11 protein-coding genes and 1 tRNA gene are annotated in these 12,466 nt (G+C 67.9%); 6 read left to right on the top strand and 6 right to left on the bottom strand.

Annotated features, from left to right (window positions below; genetic code table 11):
- Positions 1-77 precede the first annotated feature (77 nt).
- On the top strand, positions 78-1,046 hold the full coding sequence (locus KBX34_RS14080; protein ID WP_210925312.1) for a YafY family protein: 969 nt from the start codon (positions 78-80) through the stop codon (positions 1,044-1,046).
- A 362-nt stretch (positions 1,047-1,408) separates the two neighbouring features.
- Positions 1,409-2,494 carry a helix-turn-helix domain-containing protein gene (locus KBX34_RS14075; RefSeq protein ID WP_210925310.1) on the top strand — a complete coding sequence of 362 codons (1,086 nt, stop codon included), beginning with the start codon at positions 1,409-1,411 and terminating at the stop codon, positions 2,492-2,494.
- Positions 2,495-2,674: 180 nt separating this feature from the next.
- Here the strand turns inward: KBX34_RS14075 and KBX34_RS14070 are convergent, their stop codons facing one another.
- Together KBX34_RS14070 and KBX34_RS14065 are read right to left on the bottom strand one after the other, a co-directional pair.
- A complete protein-coding gene (locus KBX34_RS14070) occupies positions 2,675-4,135 on the bottom strand; it encodes a pentapeptide repeat-containing protein (protein ID WP_210925308.1) in 1,461 nt (486 codons plus the stop codon).
- Positions 4,136-4,145: 10 nt separating this feature from the next.
- Positions 4,146-4,766, bottom strand: a complete 621-nt coding sequence (locus tag KBX34_RS14065) for an HAD family hydrolase (RefSeq protein ID WP_210925306.1) — start codon at positions 4,764-4,766, stop codon at positions 4,146-4,148.
- 6 nt (positions 4,767-4,772) lie between these two features.
- On the opposite strand from KBX34_RS14065, the gene KBX34_RS14060 reads away from it, so the two are divergent.
- The gene (locus tag KBX34_RS14060; RefSeq protein ID WP_247671801.1) at positions 4,773-5,099 is read left to right on the top strand and encodes a hypothetical protein; all 327 of its coding nucleotides are present in this window, start codon (positions 4,773-4,775) and stop codon (positions 5,097-5,099) included.
- A 149-nt stretch (positions 5,100-5,248) separates the two neighbouring features.
- Here KBX34_RS14060 and KBX34_RS14055 read toward each other — a convergent pair.
- The 4 genes from KBX34_RS14055 to KBX34_RS14040 form a co-directional block, all read right to left on the bottom strand.
- Positions 5,249-5,320 (bottom strand) — tRNA-Arg (locus KBX34_RS14055).
- Positions 5,321-5,412: 92 nt separating this feature from the next.
- Positions 5,413-6,108: a winged helix-turn-helix domain-containing protein gene (locus KBX34_RS14050; protein ID WP_088949940.1), complete on the bottom strand. Its 696-nt coding sequence runs from the start codon at positions 6,106-6,108 to the stop codon at positions 5,413-5,415.
- 328 nt (positions 6,109-6,436) lie between these two features.
- On the bottom strand, positions 6,437-7,105 hold the full coding sequence (locus tag KBX34_RS14045; RefSeq protein ID WP_210795228.1) for a DUF305 domain-containing protein: 669 nt from the start codon (positions 7,103-7,105) through the stop codon (positions 6,437-6,439).
- Between the two features lie 8 nt (positions 7,106-7,113).
- A complete protein-coding gene (locus KBX34_RS14040) occupies positions 7,114-7,923 on the bottom strand; it encodes a DUF3105 domain-containing protein (RefSeq protein WP_141910951.1) in 810 nt (269 codons plus the stop codon).
- Positions 7,924-8,020: 97 nt separating this feature from the next.
- On the opposite strand from KBX34_RS14040, the gene argS reads away from it, so the two are divergent.
- From argS to KBX34_RS14025, 3 genes are read left to right on the top strand one after another with little or no spacing between them, the layout of a single operon-like run.
- The gene (argS, locus tag KBX34_RS14035) at positions 8,021-9,688 is read left to right on the top strand and encodes an arginine--tRNA ligase (protein WP_210925304.1); all 1,668 of its coding nucleotides are present in this window, start codon (positions 8,021-8,023) and stop codon (positions 9,686-9,688) included.
- Between the two features lies 1 nt (position 9,689).
- A complete protein-coding gene (gene lysA, locus KBX34_RS14030) occupies positions 9,690-11,075 on the top strand; it encodes a diaminopimelate decarboxylase (RefSeq protein WP_210925302.1) in 1,386 nt (461 codons plus the stop codon).
- Positions 11,076-11,083: 8 nt separating this feature from the next.
- Entirely contained in the window at positions 11,084-12,394 is a 1,311-nt protein-coding gene (locus KBX34_RS14025) for a homoserine dehydrogenase (RefSeq protein ID WP_172862230.1), read from the top strand.
- The last annotated feature ends 72 nt before the right edge of the window (positions 12,395-12,466 follow it).

Below are 12,466 nucleotides of genomic sequence, written 5' to 3'. Positions count from 1 at the left end.
TGGTGCCCGGGTGCAACGCCGACGATGGCAGGGGTAGCGGTCAGGTTGTGGCCGCTATCCGGGGCAGACTCGGATGCATGGCCACGACCTCCGCGAGACTGCTGTCGCTGCTCTCGCTCCTCCAGGCCCGGCGTGACTGGCCGGGCGGCCTCCTGGCCGAGAGGCTGGACGTGAGCCTGCGAACGGTCCGACGCGACGTCGACCGGCTGCGCGAGCTCGGCTACCCGATCAGAGCCTTCAAGGGGCCGGACGGCGGGTACCGGCTCGACGCCGGCGCCCAACTGCCACCCCTGCTGTTCGACGACGAGCAGGCCGTCGCCATCGCCGTCGCACTCCAGGTGGCAGCCCTCTCCGGGGCGGACATCCAGGAGGGCGCGGCGCGAGCGCTGAACACCATGCGGCAGGTCATGCCCAGCCGGCTGCGGCACCGCATCGACGCCCTCCAGGTCACCGCCGTCGGACAACCCGCCACCGGGCCGGACACCCCGGTCGACAGCACAGTGCTGACAGCCATCGGCGCGGCCGTCCACGCCCACGAGGTTCTGCGCTTCGACTACGCCTCGACGAGCCCCGCCACCGGCGCACCGCCCCGCCGCGTGGAGCCCCACCACCTCGTCACCTGGAAGGGTCGTTGGTATCTCGTCGCCTGGGACCTCGACCGGGACGACTGGCGGACCTTCCGCTGCGACCGGGTCAGCCCGCGTACCCCGACCGGACCACGCTTCACCCCACGACAACTGCCCATGGGAGACGTGGCCACGTACGTCACGGGCCGCTTCCGAGGTTCCACCGACACCTCGGCGTGGCCCTGCGTGGGGGAGGTCATCCTCGACCTTCCCGCCGCCGTCGTTGCCACGTACACCCGCGACGGGCTTGTCGAAGAACTCGGCCCCGACCGTTGCAAGCTCGTGCAGGGCTCCTGGTCCTGGGTCGGCCTCGCAGCCGCGCTCGGCAGGTTCGACGCCGACATCGAGGTGATCGGGCCCGCCGAGCTCAAGGCCGCTTTCGCGGGGCTCGCCCGCCGCTACGCCGAAGCAGCAGGATGACGGCAGGGTCGCGGCGGCGGAAGGGCCGCCGAAAACGCAAAACGGGCGCGGGAGCCAAACTCGCTCCTGCGCCCGGCACTGTCGGGTGAAATCTTTCTTGGTGCCCCCGGCAGGATTCGAACCTGCGCCCCCGCCTCCGGAGGGATGTGTCCTACCCGGCGGTGTCCCGTCGCTGAGCTGGGTGAACGTCGGTGGTAGGTAGAGCAGTCAGCCAACTTTGGCACGTATGTGGCACGCAGAACGCGCTTCCACGGGCCTAGCAGGCTCATCCTGAAGATCAGATACGCGCTCGACGGTGCGTGCCGTCCGGCCGAGCCGGGAAGATCGAGGTCAATGTCGCACCCTAGCTGTACGTTCTCCGCGTGATAGACGACGAACAGGAAGATCGCGAAGAATGTTCTCGGGAGTCAGATCATGAGCGCAGCCACGGAGCGGTCGAGAAAATTCCTCGGATAAGTGCGAAACGCTTCAGGGCTTGGATAATGACAAACAACCCGAATCGAATCACCATACTTGCAAGGAACTTCCTGCGTGATAATCCCGTCTGGCTGACGGTCATTATAGGACTTGCTTCGCTAGGGATCATCCTCGGTGGAGCGACCCTCCTTGGAGTGATGGCGGCAGACATATCGGAGAAACTTGCAAGGGTTCCCTCAACGGCTGCCGCGAAAATTGTTACCGATTCGGTCGGGCGCTACTTCGATGAGAATTCGGAGAACTTCCCAATTGACCCTCAAGCACTTCGACGTACCTGGATTGGCTTCGGAGCGCTGGCGTGGGCACTGTCCGTATGGGGTGCAGTGGGTGCTCGATTCGCATGGTTGCTCTTTGGTCTCTTGACTGCCGGGATGGTATGGGTAGCGACCTCTCCGCCGAGCCAATGGTTGGCTGTGGGGATTACCGTGGTGTGGTGGTCAGGCCTAGCAGTATTCGCTTACCGACGAGTTGATCGAGGTGGCGATGGGTTTGATTACGATGACGACGACAGGAACTTCGGGCGCGGTGGGGTACGCGGTCGGGGTGGCACCGCCGATAGTATGAGTAGATACCTTGGCGGTGTCTCCTCAGAGGCCCGAGGCGCGGCGCTTCAAAGGCGAATGGATTCCGCCATTACAAAGAGTGAGTACGCGAATTTCGACGCATTTTTCCGCTCGAATTGCACTAAGCGGATTAAGGATATCGCCTTTATCTTAGATGTGCCGGAATGGCTTGTGCGTGAAATGAAGGCTGAGACTTATCCCGCCGGTTCAGGTTGGCGAATGCAGCGGGTGCCGTGGCAGATTCAGCACGATGCTGCCAAGGCTCACCTAGTGGACGGTGAAAAGGTCGCCTCAATCGCGGCGCGGCATGGGGCTAGTCCGTCTGCCGTGCGACGGTGGATCAAGGCATACCAAAGCGAATTTTCATCAGAAGCCGACGCCGTGGCGACACAGGCGACGCCCGACTAGCTGCCGTTCCACCTATTCCCTCACGGGGAGAGATCGTACGGGCGTACGAAGTGTTGGTGGGTGTGCCCCAAGGTGGATGGTCGAGTAGTCTCCGCTTTCATGGTCGCGCCGCCCCTCGCCTCACGCTCAAGGCGACTCCCCGCCGCGCTTGCCGCAGTCTGTCGGATGCCTCTCGGGCCATCAGCTAGCCGCTTGCTCGGGAAGCGTTACCTCCGTAACTACCCCGGGTAGTTCAGCGAGGGGCGGTAGGTACAGCCATGCGCCCTGGTCGACCAGTGGCCAGCGGATCGAAACGACACCGCCCATGAACAACGCTTCATCCAAGGTGACGTTCACTGAGCGCCCGAACCACGCCCCATCGAAGACTACGGCGCCCCCTTCAAACTTGGTTTCGGTAAACGAAACAGAACCAGAGTCGAAGACGGCGGAATCAAAGAATAATCTGCCATCACTGACGACGGCGTCGGCGAACCCAACCTCGCCACAGAATTTCGCGTGAGAGAAGCTGACTTCGCTACCCACAAAGGCCGCGCTCCGGAAGCTTACTAGTCCATCGATTTTCACGTCCTCGAAACTAACTCTTCCGCCACTGAATTGTGCCCCGGCAAACGAAACGTATCCGCCGAAGACGGAACCAGCAAAGGGTGTTCTTCCTTCCAGAAACTTCGCGCCCTCGAACGAGAACTTCCCGTCAACTTGAATCATTCCCTTGAAATCAGCCCCGTCAAAGACCGCCCCGTCTAAGTTGAAATAGTGCCCCTGCCATGACTGCAACCTCCCAGGAGCCCGGCGGGAGGCGAACTCGGACCCGCGGAGCAGGGATGCGTCAATATATAGATTGTCTTCGCCCTCTGGCTGAAGCTCCAAGGATGCCTCAAGAGGGGCTAGGTGGTCCCTCATCAGGCCGACAACTGTTCGCCTCACCTCCCTTTCCTCTAGGGCATCGCGCACCTCCTGCCTTCTCGCCCGCCCCTTGCTGCCATGGCCAACATCTTTCCCATTGTCCAACAACGGCGGCACATAAGGCATACGAAGGTAGGCGCAAAGAACATCGATGCAGGTTTGCCTTCCTTCTTGCCAATCGTCTGCAAGACCAGCCATTGCATAGACACCAGCTAGACGGACAGCCGTCTTCTCCGCACCTATCTGCTCCGACGCTTTAGCGAAGCGCTCATTGAAGAGGCGGACACCGTTGCGTTCGGTTTCTACCATCGCCCTCTCATCGGCCGCCTCAGCGAGGGCCTTGGTCACTTCGGCACGCAGGTCAGCCGCGTGCGCCAACTGATGGGAAAACTCAGCAAGGAGGTTCGCATGCTCCGCTACTCGCTGGCGACGGTAAGCAACCACCAGGGCCGCAACACCGCCAATGCCCGCTACAACGGCAAAAATAAGCTTAAGTAGCTCAAAGAGCGTTGATGACGTGACAGCCGCGTCCTTCTTGACGCTGGGCCAGCCGGCGAACCAGAGCGCGCCGGCAACCATGGCTCCAACGATCAGGAGAGCAGCGACAACAACCAAGGCAATCGACCGCCGGATACTCCACAACCGGAGTGCGGGCACGGTGCTGTCGGCCCCGGGAACGGGGCCGACCTTGATACCGAGATCAGGACGAGTCGGTGGTTGCACGGCGGGCAGCTCCACTTCCAACTTTCTACCGCATCCCGTCCAACTCGGCATCCAGCAAGGCAGACGCAAGAGCATCCATACTGGTAATCACTACGTCGGCGCCGGCCACCCGGAACGCCTCCACCTTGGACGGGCGGTTGGCGTAGCCGACCACCGCGATTCCGGCGGCTCGCGCCCCCTCGATGTCCGACTGTGAGTCGCCAACGAGGACACACCGCCCCAGCGGCTCGCCGAGCGCGTGCACTGCTTGCAGGATTGGTTCCGGGTTGGGCTTCATGCGGTCCGGGTCGGCGTACGCCCGGCCGACCACGGGCGAGACGTACCCCGCGAGCCGGTGCGCCGCCAGGTAGGCAGCCACCGCGCCGGCCGAGTTGTTGCTGACCGCGGCCACCTGCATCCCAGCTTGCCGCGCAGCCACGATTACCTCTCGGCCGTACGGCGTTGGCTCGGCAGTCTCGACGGCCCGGCGCTCGGCTGCGCAGAGCGCATCCTCCACCGCCCGCGTGATGCCGTGGTCCCCTGCCGCGCCGGTCCGGCGTAGCACCTCAAGCGGGTCAGGCTCGCTGGCGAGGTCCGGCGGCGCGCCCGAGGGGAGACGCGAACGGTTCCATGCCCACCCGAGCTGACCGCAATCATCAATGCCCATATTGAGATGTTCGGCTACGGCCCGGACGGCCGGCTGTTCGTGGGAGAGCGCAACAAGGAGGAATTACCCAAGGGGACGATCAACCGTGTATGGCGGTGGGCCCGTGCCGCCGTTTTCACGCCCGAGGTCTACGCCTCCCCGCTGGCGCGCACCCCGTACGACCTGCGGCACGCTGCCGTGTCGACGCAGCTCAACGGGGGAGTGCCGCCGACGCAGGTTGCCGACTGGGCCGGGCAGTCGGTAGAGGTGCTGCTCAGGATCTACGCCAAGTGCCTAGACGGCGGTGAGGCTGCTCTCCGGCAGCGCGTCGAACGGGCGTTTGGCCACGACTGACCGCGCCCGAACTTTGGCACGGATATGGCACAGACGCCCGCCACGGGCCGCTGACGGCCGGACACAGCCGGACACACGAGTAAGGCCCCTGACCGGGTTTTCCCTGGTCAGGGGCCTTACTGTGCTGGTCAAAGGTTTCTTAGCAAGTGTGCCCCCGGCAGGATTCGAACCTGCGCCCCCGCCTCCGGAGGGCGGTGCTCTATCCCCTGAGCTACGGGGGCTCAGCGACTGGAGAAGACTAGCAAACCCTCCCCCCGTACGCCGAATCGGTATCGGGTGAGCCGATCGTGTCGGTAACCGGCCCACCCGGTGCTCAGGCCGCCGCGATCGCCCGCCCGCAACTGGGCAGCGGGTGCAGGACGATTCGCCGGGGGAGCCGACGTGGCCACTCGTTGCGCGGCCAGGAGCCGTCCACGATCAGGTGCACGGTGCGCTGCTCCTCGCCGCTGAGGCGCAGCACGAAGTCACGGGGGAGCGGCGGGTCCACCGTCGGCGTGGTGATCATGAAGCGCACCCGACCACGGGACGAGACCGCGGAGATCACGTCCGCCGCCGGCATGGTGCCGCGCAGTCGGACCCGGCCGATCCAGTAGACCTCCGCGAGGTGCTCCTGGGCGGCCCGGGTGATCGCCGGGTACTCACTGCGGACCCAGCGCTCGACCGCGCTGACGCAGAGCCCGCAGGCGCGCTCGCGCGGCTCGCGCGGACCCAACCCCCAGGCCCGCAGGTACGCCCCGACCGCGCCAGGGTCCAACGGCAGGTCGAAGCGCCGTTGGATGAGCGTGGTGAGGCTCTGCCGCGTCCACAACTCCTCGTCCAAGCCGAACTCGTCGGGGTGGACGCCCCGCAGTGTGTCGATCAGTTCGAGTTCCTGTTCGCGGCTGAGCATTCCCGGCTCGCCCTGCCGCTGTCCGCGACGGACGGCTGCCACCGCCCCGTCACCGCCAATGGTGTGGCGTCGGCACCAACTGGTGACCGAACGCCGTGCGTCTCTGAGTGCAACCCCCACGTCTTGGGCAACGAGCCCGAATCGCAACTGGTCACGATATGTGCGGAGAAAACTCTCTAAGCAACGTAATCGCCCGTGCCTCGCCATTGCCCCACAACGGACAAATGCCATCTTTCAGGGCGCAAGCCAACGTACTTCGTCTTGATCGACTCGGGTTCCTGGAAGTCGTGGTGTCCCGGTCGCCTTGACACCCCGGTTTCCTGAAACCCGAGTCGATCATGGGCGGTGCCGGGCATGGCTGCACGGGGGCATGGGTGGGGCCGTATGGAGCGGCCCGCGTCCCACCATCGTGTGGCGGTGACGCGGGCCCGGTGTGCCCGTGGGTCGGTCAGCCCTTGGCCTGCGCCTGGAGCTGCCGGAGGTTGTTCAGCTCGGTCTGCTGGGTGGCCTTCATCGTCCGAGCCACCCGCAGCACCTCGTCGTTGTCGGTTTCGCCGAGGGCCGCGTCGATCATGTGGATGCCGCCGAGGTGGTGGGCGTACATCAGGGCCAGGAACTGTCGGTCGACCTCGATGCCCTTGGCGTCGCGCAGGGCGGCCATCTGCTGCGGGGTGGCCATCCCCGGCATCAGCCCGTTCTTGACCGTGGCTCCGTCGGACATCCACGACATGGGTGGCTGTGACCCGGTGGGGCTCAGGTCCCATTCGCGCAGCCAGGTCTGCATGGCGCCGATCTCGCCCTGCTGCCCGGTGGCGATGTCGACGGCGATCTGTCGCACCTCGGGGAGGGTGGCCGACCGGTACGCGATCAGGCTCATCTCCACAGCCTGCGCGTGGTGGGACGTCATGTCCCGGGCGAAGCCCGCCTCGACCGACGCGTCACCGGGTCGGGTGAGGCGTGGGGTGAGCAGACCGCCCGCGTACCCGAGGAGCAACCCCACCACCACCATGACGGCGAGCGCCAGCACGCCGTAGCGCGACGCCGGGGCCCGGCCGTCCTCGTCCGGGACGGCCGGGGTGTCGTCGTACTCGTTGTCGGTGGTGGCGGGGGCAGTCATCGCCGTCCTTACTGAGTGGGCTGCTGCTGGAGCTCACGCGGCGTGGTGCCGGTGGCGGTGATTCCCGTGTTGCAGAGCGCCGTCGGGCCCTCGACGGAGGCGTTGACCCGCAGGTCCTTGATGAACTCGTCGATCCGCGAGTCGTCGGCGTTGTCGACCTTGAGCTGGTAGCCCCAGGCCTGCAGCGAGATCGGCTTGTCCAGGCCCTCGTACGGGCTCATCAGCGTCTTCTCGACGCCGCGCACCTTGCCGGCGAGCTTGTCGACCTGGTCCTTGGGGAGGTCGGGCCGGTAGGTGATCCACACGGCGCCGTGCTCCAGGCTGTGCACCGCGTGCTCGTTGGCGATCGGGGCGTCGTAGACGTCGCCCATGCAGTTCTGCCAGGCGGCGTTGTGCACCCCACCCACGGGCGGCGAGTAGTTCCAGGTCAGCGGGCCCGACTTGTGTGACTCGTACTTCAGGCTGTCCGGGTCGGACTTGCGGATGTTGGCGATGCCGTCGATGGCGTTGGCCCGCTTGTCCCACGGCTTGGAGCCCTGGAACGACGCCCAGGCGCCGTAGCCGATGATGCCGGCGGCGAGGACGCCCACCGCGACGAAGAGTGCGATGGGGCCCCAGGCGCGGCCCTGGCTCACCTTGACCGGGGTGACCGGCTTACGAGGGCCCTTGCCACCTGCCCGGGGGGAGCCCGCCGGCTTGCCCGTCGGCTTGCCGGAACCGGCCTTGGCGCCGGCGGCGGGCCGGCCGGCGGCCGGCTTCTTGCCGGTGCTGACCACGGTCGGGCGGCGCTCAGGGCCACCCGGGGTGCTGATGCTCATCGTGCCTCGTCAAGTCGGTCGGTCAGGGGAGTGGCGGGCCGGTAGACGCGCAGGGGAGCCGCCGAGTGCCCGAGTCTACCCCCGATAACATGGTTGGGTGACTCCTGCAGAACTAGCCTCGGTCGTCCTCGCCGCCGCCCACGCCGTCTTCGAGCAGCGTGGGCTCGACCGCGCCGCGCTGCCGGCGAGCACGGTGGTGGAGCGACCGCGCAACCCCGAGCACGGCGACTACGCCTCGACGCTCGCGCTGCAGTTGAGCAAGAAGGTGGGCGTCCCGCCTCGGGAGCTGGCAGCGGCCCTGGCCGACGAGCTGGGCCGGGCATCGGGCGTCAAATCGGTCGAAATCGCCGGACCGGGCTTCCTGAACATCCGGCTCGACGCGGCTGCGGCCGGTCAGCTCGCCCGGGTGATCGTCGAGGCCGGCGCGGAGTACGGGCGCAGCGACCGGCTGGCCGGCGAGAAGATCAACCTCGAGTTCGTCTCGGCCAACCCGACCGGGCCGGTGCACATCGGCGGGGTCCGCTGGGCGGCCGTCGGTGACGCGCTGAGCCGGCTGCTGCGGGCCACCGGCGCCGACGTCGGCACGGAGTACTACTTCAACGACGCGGGTTCGCAGATCGACCGGTTCGCCAGGTCGCTGCTCGCCGCCGCCAAGGGTGAGCCGGCGCCGGAGGACGGCTACGGCGGGGCGTACATCGCCGAGATCGCCACCGAGGTGCAGGCCCGCCGGCCGGAGGTGCGGACCCTCGACGACGACGCCGCCCAGGAGGTCTTCCGGGTCGAGGGCGTCGCGCTGATGTTCGACGAGATCCGCTCCTCGCTGCGTGACTTCGGGGTGGAGTTCGACACCTACTTCAACGAGAAGGACCTGCACGACCGCGGTGAGCTGGACCTCGCGCTGAACCGGCTGCGTCAGCAGGGGCACCTCTACGAGTCCGAGGGCGCGACCTGGCTGCGCACCACCGACTTCGGTGACGACAAGGACCGGGTGCTGCGCAAGTCCAACGGCGAGTGGACGTACTTTGCCGCGGACTGCGCCTACTACCTGGACAAGCGCGAGCGCGGCTTCGAGCGGGTCGTGATCATGCTGGGCGCCGACCACCACGGCTACATCGGCCGGATGAAGGCGATGGCCGCCTGCTTCGGCGACGACCCGGAGCGCAACCTGGAGATCCTCATCGGGCAGCTGGTCAACCTGCTGCGCGACGGCGCCCCGATGCGGATGAGCAAGCGGGCTGGCACCGTGATCACCCTGGAGGACCTGGTCGAGGCCATCGGCGTGGACGCTTCCCGGTACGCGTTGGCCCGCTACTCCAGCGACTCCCCGATCGACATCGACATCGAGCTGTGGACCCGGGCGACCCGCGACAACCCGGTCTACTACGTGCAGTACGTGGCGGCCCGGACCGCGGGCGTGGCCCGCAACGCCGCCGAGGTGGGGCTGGTCCCGGGCGACGGGGACGCGTTCCGTCCCGAGCTGCTCGACCACGAGAAGGAGAACGAGCTGCTCAAGGCGCTCGCCGAGTTCCCCGCCGTGGTGGCCACGGCCGCCGAGCTGCGGGAACCGCACCGGGTGGCCCGTTACCTGGAGGAGAGCGTCGCCGCCTCCTACCACCGGTTCTACGACAACTGCCGGGTGCTGCCGCTGGGCGACGAGGAGGTCACCGACCTGCACCGCGCCCGGCTGTGGCTCAACAACGCCACCCGCACGGTGATCGCCAACGGCCTGAACCTGCTCGGCGTCTCCGCTCCCGAGAGGATGTGACATGCGGGCTCATGAGGCTGGTGCGCTGCACGCGGACATCAGCAAGCAGGGGCCGGCCTGGCTGCGTACCCCCGAGGACGTCAACGCCCTGATGCCGGCGCTGTGGCCGCGCAGCGTGACGCGGGGGGCCGACGGCGCGGTCGCCGTCGCGGGCCTGAGCGTCCGCGACATCGCGGCCGAGTTCGGCACCCCGGTGTACGTCCTGGACGAGGCTGACCTGCGCTCGCGCTGCCGCGACTTCCGGGCGGCCTTCCCGTCCGAGGACATCTTCTACGCGGGCAAGGCGTTCCTGTGCCGGGCGGTGGTCCGGATGATCGCCGAGGAGGGCCTGCACCTGGACGTCTGCACCGGGGGTGAGCTGGCCACCGCGTTGTCGGCCGGGATGCCGCCGGAGCGGATCGGCTTCCACGGCAACAACAAGTCGGTCTCCGAGCTGTCCCGGGCGCTGGACGCCGGGGTGGGGCGGATCATCGTCGACTCGTTCACCGAGATCGACCGCCTGACCGCGCTGGCCCGCGAGCGGGGGGTTCGGCCTCGGGTGCTGGTGCGGGTCACGGTCGGCGTGGAGGCGCACACCCACGAGTTCATCGCCACCGCCCACGAGGACCAGAAGTTCGGCTTCTCGCTGGCCGGCGGCGCCGCCGCGAACGCCGCGTTCAAGATCCTCGACGAGGGTGTGCTGGAGCTGCGTGGTCTGCACTCGCACATCGGCTCGCAGATCTTCGATGCCAGCGGCTTCGAGGTCTCGGCCCGCCGGGTGCTCGCCCTCCAGGCGCAGATCCGCGACGCGCGCGGGGTGGAGCTGCCCGAGCTGGACCTCGGCGGTGGCTTCGGCATCGCGTACACCTCCCAGGACGACCCGGCGACACCACAGGACCTGGCCAAGCGCCTGCGCAAGATCGTCGACTCGGAGTGCGCGGCGGAGAACCTGGCCGTGCCGCACCTGTCGATCGAGCCGGGGCGGGCCATCGTCGGGCCGGCCGTGTTCACCCTCTACGAGGTCGGCACGGTCAAGGAGCTCGACGGCATCCGGACGTTCGTCAGCGTCGACGGCGGGATGAGCGACAACATCCGCACCGCCCTGTACGACGCGTCCTACTCGGCGACGCTGGCCTCGCGGGCCTCGACCGCGCAGCCGTTGCTCGCCCGCGTGGTGGGAAAGCACTGTGAGTCCGGGGACATCGTGGTGAAGGATGAATTCCTGCCCGCCGACGTGCAGGCCGGAGATCTTGTCGCGGTGCCCGGCACCGGTGCCTACTGCCGGAGCATGGCCAGCAACTACAACCACGTACCCCGGCCACCGGTGGTCGCGGTACGCGACGGCCAGGCGCGCCTGATCGTCCGGCGGGAAACCGAAGAGGACCTGCTCGCTTTGGATGTGGGATGACGTCACCTGTGCGCTTGGCGCTGCTCGGCTGCGGCACTGTCGGCCAGGAGGTGGTCCGTCTGCTGCACGAGCAGTCGGCCGACCTGGCCGCGCGGATCGGCGCTCCGCTGGAGATCGCCGGCATCGCCGTCCGTCGGCTCGGCCGTGACCGGGGTGACCTGCCGGTTGACGAGGACCTGTTCACCACCGACGCGCTCGGCCTGATCAAGCGTGACGACGTGGACGTGGTGATCGAGGTGGTCGGCGGCATCGAGCCGGCCCGAGGCTGGCTGGTCGAGGCGCTGCGCGCCGGCAAGAGCGTGGTCACCGCCAACAAGGCGCTGCTCGCCGAGGACGGCGTCGCTCTGCACGAGGCGGCGGCCGAGGGTGGCGGCGACCTCTACTACGAGGCGTCCGTGGCGGGGGCCATCCCGCTGCTGCGCCCGTTGCGGGAGTCGCTGCACGGTGACCGGATCAACCGGGTCACCGGCATCGTCAACGGCACCACCAACTTCATCCTCTCCGCCATGGACGCGACCGGCGCCGGCTTCGCCGAGGCCTTGGAAGAGGCCACCGCACTGGGGTACGCGGAGGCCGACCCGACCGCCGACGTGGAGGGCTTCGACGCGGCGGCGAAGGCGGCGATCCTCGCCTCGCTGGCGTTCCACACCCGGGTCGGCGCGGCCGACGTGCACCGCGAGGGCATCACCGAGGTGACCGCCGCGGACATGGCCAGCGCCCAGGCGATGGGCTGCACGATCAAGTTGCTCTGCATCGCGGCCCGAGGCGTCGACGCCAGCGGTCGGGAGACCGTCAGCGTCCGGGTGCACCCGGCGATGATCCCGCGCAGCCACCCGCTGGCCAGCGTGGGCGACGCGTTCAACGCGGTCTTCGTGGAGGCCGACGCGGCCGGGCAGCTGATGTTCTACGGCCGGGGCGCCGGGGGTGCGCCGACCGCGAGCGCCGTGCTCGGTGACGTGGTCGCGGTGTCCCGCAACCGGCTCGCCGGGGTGCGCGCGGCCAGCGAGAGCGCATACGCGGACCTGTCGGTCCGGCCGATGGGCGAGGCGTTGACCCGCTACCACGTCAGCCTCGACGTGGCCGACCGCCCGGGTGTGCTGGCCTCGGTGGCGAGCGTGTTCGCCCGGCACGACGTGTCGATCGCGACCGTACGGCAGGGCTCGGCGGGCGGGTCCCCGGGCCGGGACGGCGACGCCGAGTTGGTCATCGTCACGCACGTCGCGCCGGACGCCGCGCTCGCCGCGACCGTCGGTGAGCTGCGTGGTCTGGACATCGTCCGGTCGGTGACCAGCGTGCTGCGGGTCGAGGGCGGCGCCTGAGTCGTTGGACCATCGACGGGACGGCTCGCGCGTCCCGCCAGGTGGGTAAGCCGGGGTGTGCGATCGACGGCT

Origin of the sequence: Micromonospora sp. M61, assembly GCF_018070245.1 — a bacterium.
Lineage (GTDB): Bacteria > Actinomycetota > Actinomycetes > Mycobacteriales > Micromonosporaceae > Micromonospora > Micromonospora zamorensis.
The sequence above is the reverse complement of the archived record's forward strand: the minus strand, read 5'-3'. Positions and strand labels throughout refer to the sequence as shown.

Excerpts from the sequence above, each read along its gene's own strand:
- KBX34_RS14080 (WP_210925312.1), top strand. The coding sequence starts at position 78 with ATGGCCACGACCTCCGCGAGACTGCTGTCGCTGCTCTCGCTCCTCCAG.
- KBX34_RS14065 (WP_210925306.1), bottom strand. The coding sequence starts at position 4,766 with ATGGGCATTGATGATTGCGGTCAGCTCGGGTGGGCATGGAACCGTTCG.
- KBX34_RS14060 (WP_247671801.1), top strand. The coding sequence starts at position 4,773 with ATGTTCGGCTACGGCCCGGACGGCCGGCTGTTCGTGGGAGAGCGCAAC.
- KBX34_RS14045 (WP_210795228.1), bottom strand. The coding sequence starts at position 7,105 with ATGACTGCCCCCGCCACCACCGACAACGAGTACGACGACACCCCGGCC.
- KBX34_RS14040 (WP_141910951.1), bottom strand. The coding sequence starts at position 7,923 with ATGAGCATCAGCACCCCGGGTGGCCCTGAGCGCCGCCCGACCGTGGTC.
- lysA (WP_210925302.1), top strand. The coding sequence starts at position 9,690 with ATGCGGGCTCATGAGGCTGGTGCGCTGCACGCGGACATCAGCAAGCAG.